Origin of the sequence: Nonomuraea sp. GTA35 (assembly GCF_041950525.1) — a bacterium.
Classification (GTDB): Bacteria; Actinomycetota; Actinomycetes; order Streptosporangiales; family Streptosporangiaceae; genus Nonomuraea.
Map to the genome: position 1 here is coordinate 258,973 of NZ_JBGNUV010000012.1, position 20,737 is coordinate 279,709.

Consider the following 20,737-nt stretch of genomic DNA (forward strand, 5'->3'; position numbering starts at 1 on the left):
GGGCGGGCCGCAGCCCGGGGCTTTCGTCCGGGTTCAGGCGAGGGCGTAGAAGTCGAGGGCGACGTCGAAGCCGTCACGGCAGTTGCGGTGCGAGCGGTAGCAGGGTCGCCAGGCCGAGCTGGCGCCGACGCCGGCCCGCGCGTCCTTCAGGGCCGAAGGGACGCGTTCGGGGCGGGGGAGCAGGCCGTGGCCCAGGTAGCGGATGCCCGTCAGCTCCGTGTGCCGGCCGCGGTCGCCGGAGATGAAGGCGCCCAGGCGCCAGCCGCTCTCCTCGTCCCACACCAGCGCGGTGTCGTCGGTGAGCCTCACCGTGGCATCTCTGGGATCGCACGGGCCTTCCCACCAGTCCGCGACTTCAGCCCCGAGCAGGTCGACGACCTGCTGGACGTAGCTGATCGGCTGCTGCAGCCACTCGTCGGTGTACGGCTCGACGTGCCTGATGGCCACGGACGGCACCTCCCTGTGCCCAGACGGTAAGGAAAGAACGGCGACACGCAACAATACCCGCGACGAACTTATTCCGTTGCACGTCCGTCTAGTCATTACGGACGATATTTACGTCCGACACGGGGAAGGAGGGGTGACCATGATTGCCACGGTTCTCCTCTTGGTGCTGATGGTCGTCGCGGTGGCGACCTCGGAGCTGTGCATGCGTTGTTCTGGTGACGGCAAAGAGAGTGTCGAGTCCCCCAGCGAGATCACCGGGGACTAGTCTCTCTGCCATGCCGTCCCTGCTTCTCTGGCTGCACATCGGTTTCGCGATCTTCACGATCGGGCCGGTGACCGCCGCGACGATGTCCGCGCCGCGCGCCATCCGCACCAAGAACGTGCCCGCGCTGCAGTTCATCCAGCGCATCACGAGGATCTACAGCCTCGGGAGCCTGGGTGTGTTCGTGTTCGGGCTGGTGCTCGGCATCGTGCTCGGCGACGGGCTGCTCGGGCGGTGGTACATGACGGCGTCGATGACGCTGTTCATCGTGGCCGCCGTCATGCTGGTGATCATCGACCGGGACCTGCGCACCGCCGTGCAGGCGCTCTCGAGCGAGAGCGCCGACGACGACGCCAAGATGCAGAAGGGGCGGATCGCCGCGATCAGCGGGCTGCTGTCCGTGATCTGGCTGGTGATCCTGTTCCTGATGGTCGTGCCTGAATAAGCGATCAGCCCAGTGCCTGGGTGAGGTCGGCGAGCAGGTCGTCGATGGTCTCGATGCCGACCGAGAGCCGCACCAGGTCGGCGGGCACCTCCAGCGGCGAGCCCGCCGCGGAGGCGTGCGTCATCCTGCCCGGGTGCTCGATGAGCGACTCGACCCCGCCGAGCGACTCGCCGAGCGTGAACAGCTTCGCCTTGTCGCACACCGCGACCGCCTCGGCCTCGCCCCCGGCGACGCGGAACGACACCATGCCGCCGAACCTGCGCATCTGCTTGGCCGCCACCTCGTGCCCGGCGTGCTCGGGCAGCCCGGGGTAGAGCACCTCGGTCACGCGCGGGTGGGCGAGCAGCAGGTCGACGACGCGTTCGGCGTTGTCGCAGTGGCGGTCCATGCGTACGCCGAGCGTCTTGAGCCCCCGCATCGTCAGCCACGCGTCGAACGGCCCGGCCACCGCCCCCATCGCGTTCTGGTGGTAGGCCAGCTCCTCCCCGAGCCCGGCGTCGGCGGCCACCAGCGCGCCGCCCACCACGTCGGAGTGCCCGCCGACGTACTTGGTGGTCGAGTGCACGACCACGTCGGCGCCCAGCGCGAGGGGCTGCTGCAGGTACGGCGAGGCGAAGGTGTTGTCCACGACCAGCAGCGACCCGTTGTCGTGGGCGAGCTGCGCCAGCGCGGCGATGTCGGCGATGCCGAGCAGCGGGTTGGTGGGCGTCTCGACCCAGACCACCCTCGTCTTCTGCGTCATGGCCGCGGCCACGGCGTCGAGGTCGTGCAGCGGCACGGGGTCGTAGTGCAGGTCCCAGCGCTCGTGCACCTTGGCGAAGAGCCGGTAGGTGCCGCCGTACGCGTCATTCGGGATGATCACGTGGTCCTGCGGCTTGCACACCGTACGCAGCAGCGTGTCCTCGGCGGCCAGCCCCGACGCGAACGCCAGCCCCCGCGCCCCGCCCTCCACGGCGGCCAGCGCGGCTTCGAGCGCGGTCCTGGTGGGGTTGGCCGAGCGGCTGTACTCATATCCGGAACGCAGGCCGCCCACGCCGTCCTGCTTGTAGGTGGACGTGGCGTAGATCGGCGGGACGACCGCGCCGGTCAGCGGGTCGGGCTCCTGACCTGCGTGGATGGCCAGAGTTTCAAAACCGTTGCTCATACAGGTCACGTTACAGGCCGCTGTCACGCGGACGGCCCGCGATCCGGTCCCCTCCGGATCGCGGGCCGCTCACGGGAGCCCGTCCCCACGAAGCTCCCGTGCGGGCTCGCGCACCATGCCCGCGCGAGCCGGACCTGTTCAGGCCGCCTTGGGCTCGTGACGGTCCCCGCCTGACCGGGGCGGGAGCCGTACCACGTCCGCCTTGACGAACGGGTCGCTGCCGCCTTCCGCGTCCACCTTGATGAACCGGCCGCTGCCGCCCTCCGCCCGCTCCCCGTTGATGCGGGAGAGCAGCACGGGGTCGGCCAGCGCGAGCAGCACGCCCACGACCAGCCCGACACCCAGCAACGCGAACCCGATGGCAACCATGTCCTCTCCCCTTCCGACACATCCAGCATCGGTGACACGCCCCGCCCGCCGCCTCCGCTGAAGGGCTGGTCTCCGTCAGGCCCTCTCGGCCGAACGGTTGATACGACATGTCCGACTTCCGGCTTAGGCTCGACGCCGTGGGGGATTCGAAGCGCATCGTGTACTGGCTACGCCGGCTGAGCGAGATCGCGATGTACGGCTGGCTGGGCATGCTCCTGCTGCTCGACCTCGTGCTGGCCGGCGTCGTCAGCGGCGTGCAGTGGCTGGTGCTGGCCTGCGGCGTGTGCGGCATCGCGGCCGTGGTGCTGCGCCGCAGGTACCGGGTGGAGGGGTTCGCCATCATGCTGGCCCTGTCGTTCGGCATCTCGCTGCTGGCCGGCTGGTCCGGTGCCTCCGCCGCGCCGGGCATGGCGGAGACGGGCTCGCTGCTCATCCTGATCATCGGGGTGCTGCGGCACGTCGAGCCGGTGCGCCGGGCGGCCGTGCTGGCGTGTGCGGGGCTGATCGTGCTGATGAGCGAGGCGAGCGGGCGCGACTACCAGAGCTCGGGGCTGGCGTTCGCGTTCCTGCTGTTCGCGGGCTGGTCGACGGCCGCCGGGGCCGGCGGTTACCTGCGCTTCCAGCAGGAGCGCCGCACGGAGGCCGTGCATTCGGTACGGCGGGCCGAGCGCCTGGAGCTGGCCAGGGAGCTGCACGACCTGGTCGCCCACCACATCACCGGCATCGTCGTGCAGGCCCAGGCCGCCCGCACGGTCGCCGAGACCAGGCCGGAGGCGGTGGCTCCCGCCCTGGACGCGATCGCCACGGCCGGCTCGGACGCGCTGACCTCGATGCGCCGCATGGTCGCGGTGCTGCGCACGGAGGACGGCGCCGACCGCAAGCCGGGCACCTCGCTGGCCGACCTGCGGATGCTGGCCGACAGGTTCTCCGCGGACGGGCCCAAGGTGGCGTTCGAGATCGGCGCCGGCCTCGACGATCGCACGCTGCCGCCCGAGGTCATGACCACCCTGCACCGGGTGCTGCAGGAGGCGCTGACGAACATCCGCAAGCACGCCGCCCGCACGGCCTGGGTGGAGGCCGACCTGCGGCGCCACGAGCGGGTCGTGGTGTTGCGGGTGCGCAACTTCGGGGCCGGCTCCGATCCGCGGGTGTCACGGCTGGGCGGCGGGTTCGGGCTGGTCGGGATGGCCGAGCGGGTGGAGGCGCTGGGCGGCCGGCTCTACGCCGGCCCGTCCCGGCAGGGCGCCTGGGAAGTGGTGGCCGAGTTCCCACTCCCCTGACGCTCAGTGGTTGGCCAGGAAGGCGAGCAGGTCCTGGCGGGTGATCAGCCCGGCCGGCTTGCCGTCCTCGAGCACAACCGCCGCATCCGCCTTCTCCAGCGCTTCAACCGCACGCGCCACAGGTTCACCATTGCCGATCGTGGGTAGCGGCGCGGACATGTGATCGGAGATCGGATCGTCGGAGGAGAGCCTGCCGTGGTAGAGGGCTTCGAGGAGGTCGCGCTCGACGATGGAGCCGATCACCTCCGCCGCCATGACCGGCGGCTCCTCCTTCATCACCGGAAGCTGGGACACCGAGTACTCGCGCATGATCGAGATGGCGGTGCCGACCGACTCGTGCGGGTGGGCGTGCACGAACTCGGGCAGCCCCGGCCCCTTGCGCGCCAGCACGTCACCGACCAGCCCCTCGTCGGAGGAGGTGGTCAGGAAGCCGTAGTCGGCCATCCAGTCGTCGTTGAAGATCTTCGACAGGTAGCCGCGGCCGCCGTCGGGCAGCAGCACGACCACCAGGTCGTCGGGCGCCGCCGCGGACGCGACGCGCAGCGCCGCCACGACCGCCATGCCGCACGAGCCGCCGACCAGCAGCCCCTCCTCGCGGGCCAGGCGGCGGGTCATGTTGAAGGACTCCTTGTCGGACACCGCGATGATCTCGTCGCAGATCTCGGTGTCGTACGTGGCCGGCCAGATGTCCTCGCCGACGCCCTCCACGAGGTACGGACGGCCGGACCCGCCGGAGTAGACCGAGCCCTCCGGGTCAGCACCGATGATCTTGACCCGCCCGCCGGAGACCTCCTTGAGGTAACGGCCGGTGCCGCTGATCGTGCCGCCGGTGCCGATGCCGGCCACGAAGTGCGTGATCCTGCCGTCGGTCTGCTCCCACAGCTCGGGGCCCGTCGAGTGGTAGTGGGAGTCGGGGTTGTTGACGTTGGAGTACTGGTCGGGCTTCCAGGCGTTCGGCACCTCGCGGGCCAGCCGGTCGGAGACCGAGTAGTAGGAGTCGGGGTGGTCGGGCGAGACGGCGGTCGGGCAGACCACGACCTCCGCGCCGTACGCGCGCAGCACCGCGATCTTGTCCTGGGCCACCTTGTCCGGCACCACGAACAGGCACCGGTAGCCCTTCTGCTGGGCCACGATGGCCAGCCCCACCCCGGTGTTGCCGGAGGTGGGCTCCACGATCACGCCTCCCGGGCGCAGCTCGCCGGACTTCTCCGCGGCCTCGATCATCCGGACTGCGATGCGGTCCTTGACCGATCCGCCCGGGTTGAAGTACTCGACCTTGGCCAGCACCTGAGCGGGCACTCCCGCGTTGACTTTGTGCAGCCGGACGAGCGGAGTGTTCCCCATGAGGTCGACGAGGGAATCGTAAACGCGCACCGAGGTGTTCACCTTCTTCACCGAAGCTTGGTCAGCTTGCCAACGGCCGAGATCCAGTGGGGGTGGCAGGCCCTCGGCTAGTTATCAAGCAAACGCTACCGCCGAGTTGGACCGAGGAGGCACGTACGTGGTCTGGGCAGCTGGCATGGCGCGCGCGGCGCGGAGGATCGCTACAGCGGCGGCGCTCGGAGGTGGCGGGCTGACGGCTCTGGGAGCCACGGCGTACGGCCTGCTGATCGCCGAGGGCCTGCTCGCCCGCAAGGTCATCGGCCAACCGCACGGCCTGGACGGGCCGCCCTCCGACGGCGTGTACGGCGAGTTCCCCGGCGAGCCGATCAAGATGGCCATGCTCGGCGACTCCACCTCCGTGGGCCTGGGCGTGACCGACCCCGCCAAGACCCCCGCCGTGCTGCTGGCCAACGGCCTGGCCGCCGTCGCCGAGCGGCCGGTGCGCCTGGTGGTGGCGGGCAAGTCCGGCGCCCCCTCGGCGGAGCTGGCGGAGCAGGTGGACGTGGCGCTCGCCATGGAGGCCGACGTGGCGGTGATCTTCGTGGGCGCCAACGACATCATCACGCAGACGCCGCCGGCCATCGCCGTACGGCACCTGACCAAGGCCGTGCGGCGGCTGCGGGACGCGGGCGCCGAGGTGATCGTGGGCACCTGCCCCGACCTCGGCACCGTGCGGCCCATCGCGCAGCCGCTGCGCTGGGTGACGCGGCGGTGGAGCCGGCAGCTCGCGGCGGCGCAGACGGTCGCGGTGGTGGACGCGGGCGGCCGTACGGTGGCGTTCGCCGACGTCCTGGGCCCCGAGTTCGCTACAAATCCGACAGAAATGTTCGGACCCGATCGTTTCCATCCATCTGACCGAGGTTACGCGCAGGCCGCTTACGCGGTGCTACCGTCGGTGTGCGCTGCGTTGGGGCTGTGGCCTGAGCCGCGGCCCGCACGGGGCGAAGCTCTGCAACCGATCTACCTCGCGGCGGCTACGGCCGCGGAGGAGCCCGGCACCGAGGTCACCGCGACCCGGGTCGACGGGCGGGCGACGGGCCTGCACGGGAAGTGGGCGACGTTGTTCCGCCGGCGACTCGGCGAGGCAGTCAACGACACCTGACGGCCGCACGCCTCCAGCCGGTCACTCTTCGCGCCGGAGCCGTCACTCCCCCATTCTCTTTGGAGTGAATTGCCCGTGCTCCGGCCCCTCTGGAAAACGTCCATCGCTCTCGCCGGAACTCTTGCCGCCACTGCCTGCTCCGGCAGCGACGCGGCCACCTCGAAGTTCCCGACCTGGCACAACACCCAGGTCAACGCCGTCAGCCGGACGGCGGTGGCGGGCGGGGTCGTCGCCGTCACCTCCATGAGGCCCGACGGCGCCCTGGAGACGGTCGCCGTCAACCTGCGCGACGGCAAGCGTCTGTGGGCCTACCCCGCCACGATGGCCGGCCGCCTGCCCGGCATGGGCGTCTCGGCTCCCGCGATCGTGGAGACGCCCGGCGGCCAGGGCGTGGTGGTCGCGCTCGACCCGGGCAAGAAGGGCAGGTGGAACGCCACGCTCGTGGCCCGCGACGCCCACTCGGGGGCGCAGCGGTGGACGCGGCCGATCCACTCGACGTTCGGTCCGCAGCGCTGCGGACCGTACGTCTGCCTGTCCGAGCACACCGCCCTGGCCAAGGCCCGCATGGTGGTGCTCGACCCGGCGACCGGCAAGCAGCTGTGGAGGCTGCCCGGCATCTCCGAGGTGGAGTGGTCGGATCCGAGCCGGGTCGTGCTGCTCAGGCTGGCCGCCAACCCCATGGTGGAGTCGTACGAGGTCAAGACCGGCAAGCTGCAGTGGCAGCAGCCGATCGAGCAGGCGCTCGGGCCCGGGATCGACCTGTCGGGCGGGTGGGCGTTCGGCGCGGCGGGGGACGACCTGGTCGGGTACGTCGCCCCGTACACGAACCCGCAGAGCAAGAAGGTCTCCACCTTCGGCCTGTTCTCCGTCAGCATCGCCGATGGGACGATCAACTGGATGCGGCCCTCGGTCGTACGGGTCTACCCGAGCGGCTCCCCCGGCTTCGCGCCGGTCGTCCGGCCGGTCGACCCGCAGGGCGCCTACGGCGGGTTCGCCCGGCTCGACCCGGCCAGCGGGCGGGTGGTCGGCCAGATCAGCGCCACCGACGTGCCCGGCTCCGGCTGGTGGCTGGCCTTCCCCGACCGCATGGACAAGCTGGGCTTCCTCAAGCACAACTCCAAGGGCACGGCCTTCGACGTGGCCGGGGGCAAGCCGGTGCCGGTCGAGGAGGCGCGCGGCTGGTCCTTCTGCGTCACCGACCCCAAGCCGCTGCCGCTGAAGGGGCAGCCTCCCGGCTTCTACTCGACGGCGGCCCTGTGCGAGTACGACCTCGGCACCGGCAAGCGCGTCTCCCCCGTGACGGTCCCGCCGCCCTGGTTCACCGGCAGCCAGGAAGGCTGGCGCCTGTGGCGCGACGAGAAGGGCGCCCTGCACGCCGTCAACGACCACGCGGCGACGGCGCCCGGCATGTACGGCTGACTCTCCCGAGGACCGGGGGGCGGCGGGCCTTGCGCGGAGAACTGGAATATAGTTCTACTATTAGCGCCGACAAAGGAGGGGCCATGCCCGAGGCAGTCATCGTCGCAACCGCGCGTTCCCCGATCGGACGAGCCTTCAAGGGGTCGCTCAAGGACATCCGCCCCGACGACCTGACCGTGCAGATGATCAAGGCGGCGCTGGCCAAGGTGCCCCAGCTCGACCCCGCCTCGATCGAGGACATCATGCTGGGCTGCGGCCTGCCCGGCGGCGAGCAGGGCTTCAACATGGCCCGGGTGGTGGCGGTGATGCTCGGGCTCGACAACGTGCCCGGCACCACGGTGACCCGCTACTGCTCCTCCTCGCTGCAGACCACCAGGATGGCCTTCCACGCCATCAAGGCCGGCGAGGGCGACGTGTTCGTCTCCGCGGGCGTCGAGACCGTCTCGCGCTTCGCCAAGGGCAACTCCGACTCGCTGCCCGACACGCACAACCCGCTCTTCCTGGAGGCCCGCGACCGCACCAAGGCGTACGCCGAGGGCGGGAAGACCTGGCACGACCCCCGCGAGGACGGCGCGGTCCCCGACGTCTACATCGCCATGGGGCAGACGGCCGAGAACCTGGCCCAGATCAAGGGCGTCTCGCGCCAGGAGCAGGACGAGTTCGGCGTGCGCTCCCAGAACCTGGCGGAGAAGGCGCTGGCCGACGGGTTCTGGCAGAAGGACATCACGCCCGTGACGCTGCCCGACGGCACCGTGGTCGCCAAGGACGACGGGCCGCGGGCGGGCACGACGTACGAGAAGGTCTCCAGCCTGCAGCCCGTCTTCCGCCCGGACGGGACCGTCACGGCCGGCAACTGCTGCCCGCTGAACGACGGCGCGGCGGCGGTCGTCGTGATGAGCGACGTCAAGGCCGCCGAGCTCGGCATCACGCCGCTGGCCAGGATCGTCTCCACCGGCGTCTCCGGCCTGTCGCCCGAGATCATGGGCCTCGGCCCCGTGGAGGCCTCGACGCAGGCGCTGGCCAGGGCCGGGATGGCGATCGACGACATCGACCTGGTGGAGATCAACGAGGCGTTCGCGGCCCAGGTGATCCCCTCCTACCGGGAGCTGGGCATCGACCTCGACCGGCTCAACGTCAACGGCGGCGCGATCGCGGTCGGGCACCCGTTCGGCATGACCGGCGCGCGGATCACCTCGACGCTGATCAACAGCCTGCAGCACCACGACAAGAACATCGGCCTGGAGACGATGTGCGTGGGCGGCGGCCAGGGCATGGCGATGGTCATCGAGCGCCTGAGCTGACCGCTCTACCAAGCTGAACGCACGGCGAGCCGCGGCCGGGGTCCTCACCGCGGCTCGCCGAACCCCCGCTACCCGTGCCGGGTCGGTCCCACACGGGTCGGGGTGATGCGCATGATGACGCGGCGGTCACGGACCATGGCGGCGCGGTAGTCGTCCCAGTCGGGGTGCTCGCCGGAGATGTCGCGGTAGTAGGTGACGAGCGGCTCCATGGCCTCGGGCAGGTGGATGATCTCCGCCGTGCCGTCGACCTGGATCCACTCCCCGAAGAACCCGTCCGTGAACGCGCACAGCGACACCTGGGGATCGCGCAGCGCGTTGCGGACCTTGGCCGCCGTCTCCCTGGAGCTGATGACCACGCGGCCGTCCTGAACCCCGACCGTGATCGGGGACATCTGCGGGCGCCCATCGCGATGCCTGGTCAGCAGGACCGCGCGGTGATGGCTGCGGAGAAAGTCGAGTGCCTTGTCGAGATCCATGACCTCATGATGACGCGCCCGCGCTTGGGGCGCGGGCGCGGGGATGGCTGGGCCTAGATGTAGCCCATCCGGTTACGGCGATGCCGCTCGTGCTCGTGGACGATGGCGGCGGCGTAGCCGTGGGTCAGCCCGTGCTCGTCGGCAAGCCAGTTGGCCCGCTCGTCACACCGTAGGAAAGCCGGGCCGTTGTCGATGGCTTGGAACCACTCGGGGAGTTCGCGTCCCGTGATCGTTGGGACCCTTGCGATGAGCTTCGTCTGCGTCTCCGGTGAGTGGTTCAAGGACATGGGCACCTCCGCGGATTAAGGTCCTTTGCTCGACACTGCAACACGGACACGCGAATGGCAAGCCCCAAGTCCGGCATCATTCTGTGACGGCAGGTAGATTTTCGGTCGCACAGCGAGAGGGCCCCGCCTGAACGGCGAGGCCCTCCTGCATGTCGCGGCGTTGAACGGCTAGTCGCTACTGGTGAAATAGCTGACGAACCGGAGGATCTCCAGGTAGATCCACACCAGGCTCAGCGTCAGGCCGAACGCGCACTGCCAGGCGAACTTCTCCGGAGCGCCCTGCTTGACGCCCTGCTCGATCGAGTCGAAGTCCAGCAGGAGGAAGAAGCAGCCGAGCAGGATCATCGCGACGCTGAAGATCCAGCCGAGCGGGCTGTCGGTGCGCAGGCCCAGGCCGACGTCGTTGAAGAGGCCGACGAGCAGGTTGACGAGCATGAGCCCGACGGCCGCGATCGCGGCGGCGACCACGAACTTCACCAGCTTGGGTGTCACCCTGACGATGCGCAGGGCGTAGACCGCCAGCACCGCTCCGAACGCGAAGGCCGTGCCCAGCACCGCTTGCAACACGATGCCGCTGGCCATGCCGTTGAAGACGAAGCTGATCTTGCCCAGGAAGACGCCCTCGGCGACCGCGTAGCCCAGGATGAGCGCCGGGTTGGTGCTCATCGTGAACGAGACGATCAGGCCCAGCACCAGCGCGACGACGGCGGCGCCGATCGCGACCATGGGCGGCACGTTGAAATACCAGGCCGCAGCGGCGGCCAGGACGAGTGTCCCGAGGGTCAGGAACCCTCGGACCACGACGTCGTCGAGCGTCATGGTCCGATACGCCGGCCGGGACGGTGGTGCGTACGACGGCGCGTCGTACATGTTCTGCAGCTGGTCGGGGGACGGGGTGGGACCGGCCCAGCCCGCTGCGGCCTGCTGCCGCGACCTGCTGAATACGGGGTTCTTGCTCTCCATCGCTGCCTCCTGTGACGCCGAGCCTACGGGGCGCGGCGGCACCTTGGTCAACTGACGCTCAGATCGATGTTCATTCGGGACTTCGGCAGCGTTCACAACGAACGTGCCCGCCGCGAAGTTCCCCAGGTCATCAGGCGACAGGGAAATCTTCCCACGGGCGGCGCCCGAGGGCCACGGCACGCGCCGCCCGGACCCGGTCTCGCACTATGGACGTTTCCCCGGCGCGGAAAACTTCGGTTGTAAGGCGTAGCCGACCATTCACGGAAAGAAACTCCCGCAAAGGTGAAGGCAGAGAACCAGCGGCTTGTCAATATCCGTCAGAGCACGAAAACTTTTCGAGCAGGCGAACAGGAGGCTACCGCGGCGAAGTTCGCTCTCCCGTCACGGGCGGCGCCGGGACCACCCATCCACCAGCAGTGATCGCCCGGTCACAGGGCAACTCCATAACAACTCGATATCGGCTGCGGGAGTCCGGCGGGAGCCCATCCGGCGGTTGCGGTAAACCCCCAGGTCAGAGACCTAAATTGGGTATAAGTTGGCAAGTGCCCCCGGCGGGATTCGAACCCGCACGTCAACCCTTTTAAGGGGTTTGCCTCTGCCATTGGGCTACGGGGGCGCCGCAATCATACGAAACGGACCATGCTTCCGAGGAGCACAACTTCGCATCAGGCGTCACAAGTGTGAAGTCTGCGGTGAAGTGATAGCACTCCGGGGACTCTGTCCAAGAAGAGTAGACCGTCCAGATGGTCGAGTTGGTGCTGAATGCACCGAGCCTCGATGGCATCCGCTTCGATGGTGACGGCCTCGCCCGTGCCTGGCAAATGCCCATGTACGGTGATACGCGTCGCACGGCGTACGTCGGCCGTGAGCCCGGTGATCGACGCGCACCCCTCGCGGCCCTCGTCCCAGTGGGCCGCGCTGGCGAGCCGTGGATTGGCCACCACGAGCTCCCCGGCCCATGACCTACTCCGAGGGTGGCGCCGGGCGTCAAAGGCGATCAGCCGCAAGCTCAGGCCGATCTGGGGGGCCGCCAGACCCGTCGTGGCGGGCGCGCGGCGCAGGGTCGCCAGCAGATCCGCCGCGGCGGCGACGACCTCGGGGGCGGTGGGGTCCACCGGCTCGGCCACGGCGGACAGGAGGGGGTGCGGGGCGCCGAGCACCTCGCGAGCCGTACCCCCTGGCCTGGTCACAACAAGTCCGGTTCGACAGGCCGGAAGGTGATGTCCGAGTCGAGGCTGGCGCCGACGGCCGCCAGCCTGCGCATGAGAGCCGCCACGTCCACCTGCTTCGGCAGCTCGACGTCGGCGATCAGGACGTAGAGCCGGCCGGTGAGCCTGGTGCTCATCCCGGTGATGTTGCCGCCGTCCGCGGCGAGCACGGCGCTGACGGCGGAGATGATCCCGGGCCGGTCGGGACCGTGGACGGTGAGCACGTAGCCGAGCCCGTCGCCCTCCTCGCAGAAGTGCCGCTGGGCCTCGATGGCCGAGGCGGTGACCACCAGGTCGGGCGCCCCCACCCGCTTCATCAGCTCCGCCGGGTCCAGCTCGCCGGAGACGAGCAGCATCATCGCGACATGGCCGCCGAGCAACGTCATGGTCGAGTCCTGGATGTTCGCCCCGCAGTCGGCGAGCGAACCGGTTACTGCGGCGATCACGCCGGGCCGGTCGACGCCGAGCACGGTCACCGCTGATAGACCCACCCGTGGTACCCCTTCCGCTTGCGACCGGGGGCGCCGAGAACGCCCCGGCAGTGGCTCGCCGGGGCGTTGCCGTACCTGGGCTAGCGGCGGGTCGTCGCCACCGCAGCCCTGAAGCCCTCACGCGGGTGCTCCATCTCACCCAGAGAGATCGTCTCGCGCTTGAAGAACAGGGCCAGGGTCCAATCGACGACGACACGGACCTTGCGGTTCAGCGTCGGCACCCGCGACAGATGGTAGGTCCGGTGCATGAACCACGCAGGGAATCCGCGAAGCTTGACGCCATAGACATTGGCGACGCCCTGATGCAGGCCCAGGCCGGCCACCGATCCGACATACTTGTGGCGGTATTCGACCAGTTCCTGCCCGCGCAGGTGGCGGACGATGTTGTCGGCCAGCACCTTGGCCTGGCGGACCGCGTGCTGGGCGTTGGGCGCGCAGTACTGCCCGGGGTTCGTGACGTCGGGCACCCCGGCGGCGTCACCGGCGGTGAAGGCGCCCGGCGTGCCCGCCACGGTGAGCATGGCGGTGGCCTTGATCCGGCCGCGCTCGTCGAGCGGCAGGTCGCTGTCGTTCACCACGGGGCTGGGCTTGACGCCTGCGGTCCACACGAGCGTCTCGGCGTCGAACTCCGCGCCGTCCGACAGCACCACGTGCCCGCCCTCGCAGGACTCCAGCCGGGTGTCGAGCCTGACGTCGATGCCGCGCTCGCGCAGCTGCTCCAGCGTCCACTTGCCCATCTCGGGGCCGACCTCGGGCAGCACCCGGTTCGTGGCCTCCACCAGCACCCAGCGGATGTCCGACGGCTTGATGTTGCGGTAGTAGCGCGTCGAGTCCTTGGCCATGTCCTCCAGCTCGGCCAGCGCCTCGACGCCCGCGAAGCCGGCCCCGACCACCACGAACGTCAGCGCCCTGCGCCGCACCTCCGGGTCGTCGGTGGACTCGGCCACGTCGAGCAGGTGCAGCACGCGGTTGCGCAGCGCGATGGCCTCGCCGACGGTCTTGAACCCGATGCCGATGTCGGTCAGCCCGGGGATGGGCAGGGTGCGCGAGATCGAGCCGGCGGCCATGACGATCACGTCGTAGGCCACCTCCCGCGGCTCGCCCTCGGCGGGCTGGAAGGTGACGGTGCGGCCGGCGTGGTCGACCTTGGTCACCGTGCCGTTCAGGATGTGCACCTTCGGCAGGATCCGGCGCAGCGGGGCCACCATGTGGCGCGGCGAGAGGTTGCCCGCGGCCGCCTCAGGCAAGAACGGCTGGTAGGTCATGTAGGACTGGGGGTCGATGATCGTGATGCGGGCTTCGCCGCTGCGCAGCTCGCGGTGGAGCTTGCGCTGCAGCCGGAGCGCTGTGTACAGGCCGACGTATCCGCCGCCGACGATCAAAATGTGCTTGTTCATCCTGAGGCCCCATCCCTCGTGGAATGCTTGTGAAAGCATTCACAAGCTTACGTCAAAGGCTCTCGGCGAAGCCAATCCTGGGGTGGTGGGACGCGTCACACAGCCAGTGACCTGGCCCTGATGAAGATGTCGTCCAGCATCCGGGCGGTGACGCGGCCGGTGAACGTGTTCTGCTGGCTGGGGTGGTAGCAGCCGATGAGCGTGACGGGCGCCTCGCCGTACGACACCTCGGCCTCGGCCCCGTGGCCGAACGGCGGGCGGCTGCGCGGCAGCGCGTATCCCGCGTCCTTGAGCGCGGGCCACATGGCCTGCCAGGCGTACCCGCCGAGAGCCACGATCACCCGCACGTAGGGCGCCACGAGCGCCATCTCCCGCGCCATCCACGGGAAGCACGCGGCCTTCTCCGACGGCAGCGGCTTGTTCGCTGGCGGGGCGCAGCGCACCGACGCCAGCACGCGGGTGCCGAGCAGCTCCTGCCCGTCGCCCGCGCGCGTGCTCGTCTCCTGCGCGGCCAGGCCGCAGCGGTGCAGCGAGGCGAACAGCCAGTCGCCGCTGCGGTCGCCGGTGAAGATGCGCCCGGTCCTGTTGCCCCCGTGGGCGGCGGGGGCCAGCCCGACCAGCAGGATCCGCGGCTGCTCCGCGCCCCAGCCGGGGACGGGACGGCCCCAGTACGTCTCGTCCGCGAACGCGCGCCGCTTCACCCTGGCGACGTCCTCGCGCCACTCCACCAGGCGGGGGCAGGCACGGCAGACCGACTGCCCTGCCGTGAGCTCCGCGAGGGTGCTGCTGGCGGCGGCGAGGCGGCGCACGTCCGCGGGGTCCAGCGCGACCGGGGTGTCAGGGGTCGCGGGGTCGTCGGGCCAGCCGGTGCCAGGAGGTACGAAGCTCATGACACCGATGGTGCCCGATCAGTCACGGGGCTTCGTGTCCGGGCGCTCGCGCTCGGGCGTCGCCGTGGCCATCGGCTCCGCCTCCGGCGTCGCGGTGGGGCAGGCGGACGCCGCGGCGGCGGGCAGACCGTCGTCGCCGGTCATGGGCTCCTCCTCGACCAGGGGCAGCGGGTAGCGGTTGAGCACCGGCTCGCCGCACGACCTGTCGACCTTGTAGCCGTAGAACTCGGGGTTCGTCACGAACGGCTTGCCGTCCTGGTCGTAGAGGTAGACGTCGCTCAGTGGCTTGCCGTCCTTGGCGTAGGGCCGCAGGTTGTAGACGCCGTCGGACGAGGCCGGCTGCATCCACACCGCCTGCTCCTGCTCGGGGTTCGGCGTCATCGCGTCGCCGGCCTCCACCATGCCCACGAACAAGGCCAGCGCGGCCACCCCGTTCGCCGCCGCGGCCGCCAGCACCACCACCCGCCGCCTGCTCCGCCGGCCGAACCAGACCGAGGCCCAGATCCCCGCCGCGACGGCGACCCAGGCGGGCGGCGTCATGGGGACGAGCGCGGGCTCGGCCGTGACCGACACCAGCACCATGGCCAGCACGTAGCCGCGCAGCACCCACCATCCCGGCCGCAGCTCCGGCAGGAAGGCCAGGAAGCTCCTGGAGGGCGCCTGACGCATCAGAGCGGCCCTCACCTTCGCCGCCCACGCCCGCGCGTCCACCCGCCGCTTCCCGGCGCTCTGCGGACGCTCTCCGTAGGCGGAGGCCAGTTCCTCCGCGTACGCCTCGGGCGGGCCGAGCCGCTCCTCCAGGGCGAGGTCCGACTCGGCGGCGATCTCGGCGAGGTGGTCGTCGAGGTCCTCCAGCAGCTCCTCGCGCTCGGGATGGTCGGCCAGGGCATCCCGTACGGCCTGCGCGTACTGTTCGGGGGTCATGCTTGTCCCTCCTTGAGCAGGGCCGCCATGGTGGCCGAGAAGGCGGCCCAGGTCTTGGCCGAGGCGGCGTACATCTCCCTGCCGACGTCGTTGAGCCCGTAGTACTTGCGGTGCGGCCCCTCGTCGGAGGCCACCACGTACGAGGTCAGGGCGCCGGCCCTGAACAGGCGGCGCAGCGTGCCGTAGACCGAGGCGTCGCCGACCTCCTGCAGCCCGGCCTCCCTGAGCCGGCGCACGACGTCGTAGCCGTAGCCGTCACGGTCGTTGAGCACGGCCAGGACGGCCAGGTCGAGGACGCCCTTGAGAAGCTGGCTGCTGTCCACGCGAAGCACACTACTGTGCAAAGCACAGTAGTGGCAACAGAAAAACCGGGTGGCACCCGAAGGAGCCACCCGGTTCAACCGGTCGATGTCGTACCGCTCAGACGCGCCTCACGCGGCCTAGCTGCAGACGTAGGACCTGGTCTCGGTGTCGCTGCCACCGGCACCCGAGACCGAGAGGGTCACGGTGCCACTCTTGATCTCCGACGTGGTCGAGAAGCCGTTGATGGGCTTCGAGCCGCCGTCAGCGCCGAACTCGACCGAGCCGGTGCTCAGCACGGTGCCGTTCAGCGCCCAGTTGTAGGTGACCGTGCCGGCCTTGGCCGAGGTGACCGAGCCCGTGGCGGTGACCGAGCAGCCGGCGCCGGTCGTCACCGAAGCGGTGGCGGAAAGCGCGCCGGCGTGCGAGTCAGGGCCCTTGTGGTCGCCCTTGTGATCGTCGTGGTGGTCGTCCCTGCGGTCGTCCTTGCACCAGACCTTGTAGTAGGCCCGGTTGGAGGAGGTCGCGTCGGGGCTCAGCACCTGCAGCTGCGCCCAGCCACGCTGGCTGTGACGGGGGTTGATGCCGAAGCCGACCTTGCGGGCGTCACGGACCTTGATCTTGCCGTAGTCGACCACTTCACCGTTGAGGACCCAGCGGTAACGCACCCACGAGGGGCGGTTGGTCTTGATCACGCCGGTGAAGTCGATCTTGTCGCCGTAGGTGTCGCAGCGGCCGGCGTACGAGCTCGGGCTGGCCCACGCGCGGGCCGAGACCGACACGTCGAGGTGCGTGCGCACGTCCTCCTGCGGCTTCTGGCAGGAGACGGAGAAGTAGCCCTTCTTCGAGGTGACCTTCTTCGGGCCGAGGACCTGAATGGCCTCCCAACCCTTGACGTCGTCCTTGAAGGTGATGGACTGCTTGACCGTCACCGTCTTGGTGCCCCTGCCCGAGAGCTTGATCACGTTGACCTTGCTCTTGGAGCCGTCGCCGTGGAGCCAGCGGTAGGCCAGCTCCGTCTTGCCCTTGAGCGGCACCTTGATCTGGGCCGAGAAGTTGATCTTGGTCGGGCAGGAACCGTCGTAGTCGCCCGGCGTGGCCTTCGGCGCGGAGACCGACACCTTGGGGGCCGGCTTGGAGGCCGCCTGGGCGGGGCTGGACATCAGACCCGCGGACAGGCCGGCCAGCACCGCGGCCGACGCGCCGAACGCAGCGGCCTTACGTGCTAACCCAACAGACATCATGTGAGAGTGCTCCATTCCGTGAGGGAAGAGACGCGCTCGGGAACGGTCGCCACGCCGGCGCCTTTCGCGCACAGCGATATGGCAAAGCCCCCGTAATGCCCCTTTACCTAATCACAATACTGAATGCACGCTCAACACGACCCGCAGATCGGAAATGTCCGGATTTCTTCAGCTAACCGGCGAGGGACCAGGCGATTCCATCGAGGATGTCGTGTTCGCTCACCACGACCTGGGAAAACGCGAAACGGCGAACGATCCGGTCAAGAATTAGCGCACCGGCGCCAATCACGTCAACCCTCCCCGGATGCATCACCGGCAGCTCGGCCCGCTCACCATGGGTCATCGCCAGCAGCCGCCGCGTCACGTCGTGGACCTGCTCGGCCGAGATCCGCGAGTGGTGGATGCGCCGCGAGTCGTACTCGGGCAGGCCGAGCGCGATGCCCGCGACCGTCGTCACCGAGCCCGCCAGGCCCACGAGCGTGTGCGCCTCGCGGACGGGGACCTCGGCCTCCACCCGGTCGAGCGCGGCCTCGATGTCGGCCACCACGGCCTCCAGGGCCGCCGCCGGCGACGGGTCGCCCGCATCGCGCAGGTGCCGCTCGGTCAGGCGCACGCAGCCGATGTCCACCGACAGCGCCGCCTGGGCGTGCTCGGCGCCGACCACGAACTCCGTGGACCCCCCGCCGATGTCCACCACCAGGTACGGCGGCAGCGGGCCCTGCGGCACCTCCGTCTCGGGCGACAGGCGCACCAGCCCCCTGGTCGCGCCCGTGAACGACAGCTCCGCCTCCTCGGCCCCCGACACCACCTCCGGCTCCACGCCGAAGATCTCGCGGACGCCCTCGACGAACTCGTGCCGGTTGGCCGCGTCCCTCGTCGCGCTCGTGGCCACCACGCGCGTGGCGGTGGCGCCGTGGCGCTCGATCAGCTCCTGATAGGAGCGCATGGCCTTGAACGTGCGCGCCAGGGCGTCGGGCGCGAGCCTGCCCGTCCTGTCGACGCCCTCGCCCAGGCGGACGATCTCCATCAGCCGCTCGACGTCCGCCAGCTCGCCCGTGCCGAAGCCCGGGCCGCCCGCGCCGGCGCCCGGATCGGCGCCCGGGCCGACGTCGGCGATGAGCAGTCGCACGGAATTGGTGCCGCAGTCGATGGCGGCTACACGCATGGTCCGTCACTCCACCAGTCGGGGAGGGCGTCGAGCGCCTCCCTGCCGAACGGGTTCACCCCGGGGGCCGCCAGCTCGTGCGCCACCAGCGCGTGCAGGCACTTGACCCGCTCCGGCATGCCACCCGTGCTCTGCATGTCACGCGGGAGCGGCGTCAGCCCCTCCTGCTTGGCGGCCTCGTCGCGCCTGGCGACGTAGTCGTCGTGCGCCGCCTGGTAGGCCGCCGCCAGCTCGGGCTCGGTGGCCAGCCTGGCCTGCATCTCCCGCATCAGGCCCGAGCCCTCCAGCGTGCCGATGGCCGAGGCCGCCTTCGGGCAGGTCAGGTAGTACAGGGTCGGGAAGGGCGAGCCGTCGGGCAGCCGGGGCGCGGTCTCCACCACGTCGGGGTTGCCGCACGGGCAACGGTGCGCCACCTCGCGCAGGCCCCTGGGCGGCCGCCCGAGCTGCTTCTCGACGACCTCGACGTCCTTACTGTCCAACACTTTCCTTCCCTGTCACCGCCCGGCGCCCGGTGCCCTTGTCGGCGGCCTCCACCGACTCCCAGAGCGTCTCGTACCACGGCGGCACCGCCACCGGCTGCTTGACGACCGTCTTCTCAGTGCCCTGATCCGGCTCCATCACCACATAGCACTTCTCGCCGGGCCCGCAGTAATGCAGCCGTTCCTTGGCCGTCTTCTTGATCCAGTTGGGGTCGTCGGCCTGCTTGTCACGTGCCAGCAGGGCCTGCCTCTCCGCCTCCACCCTGGCCTTCTCCGCCTCCAGTTCGGCGATGCTGCGACGCCCGCTGATGTACTCGCGGACAGGGTAGGCCAGGCTCATCGCGATCGCGCAGACCACGACGGCCAGGATGGCGGCCCGCCCGGTCAGCTGCGGCCTCTTCGCCAATTGCTGCACACCCCCTCAAGTACGGCTCGCGGGAGATCTCGGGGACCCGCGAGCCGTACTCGAAACTAGCGCCGGAAACGCGGGAACGCCGCGCGACCCGCGTAGCGGGCGGCGTCGTCGAGGAGCTCCTCGATGCGCAGCAGCTGGTTGTACTTGGCCACCCGGTCGGAGCGGGCGGGCGCGCCGGTCTTGATCTGACCGCAGTTGACCGCCACCGCGAGGTCGGCGATCGTCGTGTCCTCGGTCTCGCCGGAGCGGTGGCTCATCATGCAGCGGTAGCCGCTGCGGTGGGCCAGGTCCACGGCGTCGAGCGTCTCCGACAGCGTGCCGATCTGGTTGACCTTGACCAGCAGGGCGTTGGCCGCGCCCTCCTTGATGCCGCGCTCCAGCCGCTCGGGGTTGGTCACGAACAGGTCGTCGCCGACGAGCTGCACCTTGTCGCCGAGCGAGGCGGTGATGGCCTTCCAGCCCTCCCAGTCCTCCTCGTCGAGCGGGTCCTCGATGGAGACGAGCGGGTAGTTGGCGACCAGGTCCTCGTAGAACGCGATGAGCTCCGGCGCCGACAGGCCCTTGCCGTCGATCGTGTAGACGCCGTCCTTGTGGAACTCGGAGGCGGCCACGTCGAGCGCCAGCGCGACGTCCTCGCCCGGCACGTAGCCGGCCTTCTCGATGGCGACCAGGATCAGGTCGAGCGCGTCGCGGTTGGAGGGCAGGTTGGGCGCGAAGCCGCCCTCGTCGCCCAGGCCCGTGGCGTAGCCCTTCTCCTTCAGCACGCCCTTCAGCGCGTGGTAGACCTCCGTGCCCATGCGCACGGCCTCGCGGAACGTCTCCGCCCCGATCGGCGCGATCATGAACTCCTGGATGTCCACGTTGGTGTCGGCGTGCGCGCCGCCGTTGAGGATGTTCATCATCGGCACGGGCAGCACGTGCGCGTTGGGGCCGCCGAGGTAGCGGAAGAGCGGCAGGTCGGCGCTGTCGGCGGCGGCCTTGGCCACGGCCAGCGAGACGCCCAGGATGGCGTTGGCGCCGAGCTTGGCCTTGTTGGGCGTGCGGTCCAGATCGATCATGATCTGGTCGATGATGCGCTGGTCCTCGGCCTCGATCCCGCTGATCTCCTCCTGGATCTCATCGGTCACGGCGAGAACGGCCTTCTCCACGCCCTTGCCGCCGTAACGCTTGCCGCCGTCACGCAGCTCGACCGCCTCGAACTGGCCGGTGGACGCCCCGCTCGGCACGGCCGCGCGGCCGGTGCTGCCGTCGTCGAGCACGACCTCGACCTCAACCGTGGGGTTGCCCCGGGAGTCGAGGATCTCGCGGGCGTATACGACCTCGATGGTAGCCACGGGATGCGCTCC

24 protein-coding genes and 1 tRNA gene are annotated in these 20,737 nt (G+C 70.0%); 6 read left to right on the forward strand and 19 right to left on the reverse strand.

Translation table 11 applies throughout. The features are described from left to right. Positions 1-33 precede the first annotated feature (33 nt). Positions 34-447, reverse strand: a complete 414-nt coding sequence (locus tag ACBJ32_RS42075; RefSeq protein ID WP_375131548.1) for a DUF6292 family protein — start codon at positions 445-447, stop codon at positions 34-36. 139 nt (positions 448-586) lie between these two features. Between ACBJ32_RS42075 and ACBJ32_RS42080 the strand changes: the two genes are divergently transcribed. Then, the gene (locus ACBJ32_RS42080) at positions 587-712 is read left to right on the forward strand and encodes a hypothetical protein (RefSeq protein WP_375131549.1); all 126 of its coding nucleotides are present in this window, start codon (positions 587-589) and stop codon (positions 710-712) included. A gap of 10 nt (positions 713-722) precedes the next feature. Then, positions 723-1,154, forward strand: coding sequence for a DUF2269 family protein (locus ACBJ32_RS42085; protein ID WP_357876766.1), 432 nt, complete (start codon positions 723-725; stop codon positions 1,152-1,154). Between the two features lie 4 nt (positions 1,155-1,158). On the opposite strand, the gene ACBJ32_RS42090 is transcribed toward ACBJ32_RS42085, so the two are convergent. Both ACBJ32_RS42090 and ACBJ32_RS42095 read right to left on the reverse strand, forming a co-directional pair. Beyond that, entirely contained in the window at positions 1,159-2,298 is a 1,140-nt protein-coding gene (locus tag ACBJ32_RS42090) for a cystathionine gamma-synthase (protein ID WP_375131550.1), read from the reverse strand. A 138-nt stretch (positions 2,299-2,436) separates the two neighbouring features. After that, positions 2,437-2,667, reverse strand: a complete 231-nt coding sequence (locus ACBJ32_RS42095) for a hypothetical protein (protein WP_357876762.1) — start codon at positions 2,665-2,667, stop codon at positions 2,437-2,439. Between the two features lie 137 nt (positions 2,668-2,804). On the opposite strand from ACBJ32_RS42095, the gene ACBJ32_RS42100 reads away from it, so the two are divergent. Then, positions 2,805-3,947 carry a sensor histidine kinase gene (locus ACBJ32_RS42100; RefSeq protein WP_375131551.1) on the forward strand — a complete coding sequence of 381 codons (1,143 nt, stop codon included), beginning with the start codon at positions 2,805-2,807 and terminating at the stop codon, positions 3,945-3,947. Between the two features lie 3 nt (positions 3,948-3,950). Here the strand turns inward: ACBJ32_RS42100 and ACBJ32_RS42105 are convergent, their stop codons facing one another. Continuing rightward, positions 3,951-5,321, reverse strand: a complete 1,371-nt coding sequence (locus tag ACBJ32_RS42105) for a cystathionine beta-synthase (protein WP_357876758.1) — start codon at positions 5,319-5,321, stop codon at positions 3,951-3,953. Between the two features lie 127 nt (positions 5,322-5,448). Here ACBJ32_RS42105 and ACBJ32_RS42110 point away from each other — a divergent pair, with 127 nt between their 5' ends. The 3 genes from ACBJ32_RS42110 to ACBJ32_RS42120 all read left to right on the forward strand — a co-directional run bounded on the left by ACBJ32_RS42110 (position 5,449) and on the right by ACBJ32_RS42120 (position 9,152). Next, positions 5,449-6,432 (forward strand): SGNH/GDSL hydrolase family protein, encoded by a 984-nt coding sequence (locus ACBJ32_RS42110; protein WP_357876756.1) that lies wholly within the window; start codon positions 5,449-5,451, stop codon positions 6,430-6,432. Positions 6,433-6,507: 75 nt separating this feature from the next. Continuing rightward, positions 6,508-7,851: a PQQ-binding-like beta-propeller repeat protein gene (locus ACBJ32_RS42115; RefSeq protein ID WP_375131552.1), complete on the forward strand. Its 1,344-nt coding sequence runs from the start codon at positions 6,508-6,510 to the stop codon at positions 7,849-7,851. 83 nt (positions 7,852-7,934) lie between these two features. Then, positions 7,935-9,152, forward strand: coding sequence for an acetyl-CoA C-acetyltransferase (locus ACBJ32_RS42120; protein WP_357876752.1), 1,218 nt, complete (start codon positions 7,935-7,937; stop codon positions 9,150-9,152). A 68-nt stretch (positions 9,153-9,220) separates the two neighbouring features. Here the strand turns inward: ACBJ32_RS42120 and ACBJ32_RS42125 are convergent, their stop codons facing one another. From ACBJ32_RS42125 to eno, 15 genes are all read right to left on the reverse strand, one after another. Continuing rightward, a complete protein-coding gene (locus ACBJ32_RS42125; RefSeq protein ID WP_357876750.1) occupies positions 9,221-9,628 on the reverse strand; it encodes a PPOX class F420-dependent oxidoreductase in 408 nt (135 codons plus the stop codon). A 53-nt stretch (positions 9,629-9,681) separates the two neighbouring features. Next, on the reverse strand, positions 9,682-9,915 hold the full coding sequence (locus ACBJ32_RS42130; RefSeq protein WP_148437132.1) for a DUF4287 domain-containing protein: 234 nt from the start codon (positions 9,913-9,915) through the stop codon (positions 9,682-9,684). A gap of 168 nt (positions 9,916-10,083) precedes the next feature. Further along, the gene (locus ACBJ32_RS42135; protein ID WP_357876748.1) at positions 10,084-10,878 is read right to left on the reverse strand and encodes a Bax inhibitor-1/YccA family protein; all 795 of its coding nucleotides are present in this window, start codon (positions 10,876-10,878) and stop codon (positions 10,084-10,086) included. Positions 10,879-11,421: 543 nt separating this feature from the next. Further along, positions 11,422-11,494: transfer RNA gene (locus ACBJ32_RS42140), tRNA-Leu, on the reverse strand. 49 nt (positions 11,495-11,543) lie between these two features. Beyond that, positions 11,544-12,068, reverse strand: a complete 525-nt coding sequence (locus ACBJ32_RS42145) for a peptide deformylase (protein WP_375131553.1) — start codon at positions 12,066-12,068, stop codon at positions 11,544-11,546. After that, positions 12,065-12,577, reverse strand: a complete 513-nt coding sequence (locus ACBJ32_RS42150; RefSeq protein ID WP_357876744.1) for an ACT domain-containing protein — start codon at positions 12,575-12,577, stop codon at positions 12,065-12,067. Before ACBJ32_RS42150 ends, ACBJ32_RS42145 begins: the two co-directional genes overlap by 4 nt. Before the next feature lie 80 nt (positions 12,578-12,657). Beyond that, positions 12,658-13,974 carry an NAD(P)/FAD-dependent oxidoreductase gene (locus ACBJ32_RS42155; protein WP_375131554.1) on the reverse strand — a complete coding sequence of 439 codons (1,317 nt, stop codon included), beginning with the start codon at positions 13,972-13,974 and terminating at the stop codon, positions 12,658-12,660. 95 nt (positions 13,975-14,069) lie between these two features. Then, positions 14,070-14,864: a uracil-DNA glycosylase gene (locus ACBJ32_RS42160; protein WP_357876740.1), complete on the reverse strand. Its 795-nt coding sequence runs from the start codon at positions 14,862-14,864 to the stop codon at positions 14,070-14,072. An 18-nt stretch (positions 14,865-14,882) separates the two neighbouring features. After that, positions 14,883-15,788: a hypothetical protein gene (locus ACBJ32_RS42165; protein WP_375131555.1), complete on the reverse strand. Its 906-nt coding sequence runs from the start codon at positions 15,786-15,788 to the stop codon at positions 14,883-14,885. Then, positions 15,785-16,111 (reverse strand): PadR family transcriptional regulator, encoded by a 327-nt coding sequence (locus ACBJ32_RS42170; protein WP_357876736.1) that lies wholly within the window; start codon positions 16,109-16,111, stop codon positions 15,785-15,787. Before ACBJ32_RS42170 ends, ACBJ32_RS42165 begins: the two co-directional genes overlap by 4 nt. A gap of 117 nt (positions 16,112-16,228) precedes the next feature. Continuing rightward, complete coding sequence (locus tag ACBJ32_RS42175) at positions 16,229-17,332, reverse strand: hypothetical protein (RefSeq protein WP_375131556.1); 1,104 nt, start codon at positions 17,330-17,332, stop codon at positions 16,229-16,231. Between the two features lie 172 nt (positions 17,333-17,504). After that, positions 17,505-18,497: an exopolyphosphatase gene (locus tag ACBJ32_RS42180; protein WP_375131557.1), complete on the reverse strand. Its 993-nt coding sequence runs from the start codon at positions 18,495-18,497 to the stop codon at positions 17,505-17,507. Further along, a complete protein-coding gene (locus tag ACBJ32_RS42185) occupies positions 18,488-18,976 on the reverse strand; it encodes a DUF501 domain-containing protein (protein WP_357877422.1) in 489 nt (162 codons plus the stop codon). The genes ACBJ32_RS42180 and ACBJ32_RS42185 overlap by 10 nt, the downstream gene beginning before the upstream one ends. Next, positions 18,966-19,382: a septum formation initiator family protein gene (locus ACBJ32_RS42190; RefSeq protein ID WP_357876730.1), complete on the reverse strand. Its 417-nt coding sequence runs from the start codon at positions 19,380-19,382 to the stop codon at positions 18,966-18,968. Before ACBJ32_RS42190 ends, ACBJ32_RS42185 begins: the two co-directional genes overlap by 11 nt. A gap of 65 nt (positions 19,383-19,447) precedes the next feature. After that, entirely contained in the window at positions 19,448-20,725 is a 1,278-nt protein-coding gene (gene eno, locus ACBJ32_RS42195; RefSeq protein ID WP_375131558.1) for a phosphopyruvate hydratase, read from the reverse strand. Positions 20,726-20,737 lie beyond the last annotated feature (12 nt).

Bases quoted from the DNA above. Each gene is read 5' to 3' on its own strand.
- ACBJ32_RS42130 (WP_148437132.1), bottom strand. From the start codon at position 9,915: ATGTCCTTGAACCACTCACCGGAGACGCAGACGAAGCTCATCGCAAGG.
- ACBJ32_RS42125 (WP_357876750.1), bottom strand. From the start codon at position 9,628: ATGGATCTCGACAAGGCACTCGACTTTCTCCGCAGCCATCACCGCGCG.
- ACBJ32_RS42160 (WP_357876740.1), bottom strand. From the start codon at position 14,864: ATGAGCTTCGTACCTCCTGGCACCGGCTGGCCCGACGACCCCGCGACC.
- ACBJ32_RS42095 (WP_357876762.1), bottom strand. From the start codon at position 2,667: ATGGTTGCCATCGGGTTCGCGTTGCTGGGTGTCGGGCTGGTCGTGGGC.
- ACBJ32_RS42120 (WP_357876752.1), top strand. From the start codon at position 7,935: ATGCCCGAGGCAGTCATCGTCGCAACCGCGCGTTCCCCGATCGGACGA.
- ACBJ32_RS42085 (WP_357876766.1), top strand. From the start codon at position 723: ATGCCGTCCCTGCTTCTCTGGCTGCACATCGGTTTCGCGATCTTCACG.
- ACBJ32_RS42155 (WP_375131554.1), bottom strand. From the start codon at position 13,974: ATGAACAAGCACATTTTGATCGTCGGCGGCGGATACGTCGGCCTGTAC.
- ACBJ32_RS42175 (WP_375131556.1), bottom strand. From the start codon at position 17,332: ATGATGTCTGTTGGGTTAGCACGTAAGGCCGCTGCGTTCGGCGCGTCG.
- ACBJ32_RS42080 (WP_375131549.1), top strand. From the start codon at position 587: ATGATTGCCACGGTTCTCCTCTTGGTGCTGATGGTCGTCGCGGTGGCG.
- ACBJ32_RS42165 (WP_375131555.1), bottom strand. From the start codon at position 15,788: ATGACCCCCGAACAGTACGCGCAGGCCGTACGGGATGCCCTGGCCGAC.
- ACBJ32_RS42180 (WP_375131557.1), bottom strand. From the start codon at position 18,497: ATGCGTGTAGCCGCCATCGACTGCGGCACCAATTCCGTGCGACTGCTC.
- ACBJ32_RS42135 (WP_357876748.1), bottom strand. From the start codon at position 10,878: ATGGAGAGCAAGAACCCCGTATTCAGCAGGTCGCGGCAGCAGGCCGCA.
- ACBJ32_RS42090 (WP_375131550.1), bottom strand. From the start codon at position 2,298: ATGAGCAACGGTTTTGAAACTCTGGCCATCCACGCAGGTCAGGAGCCC.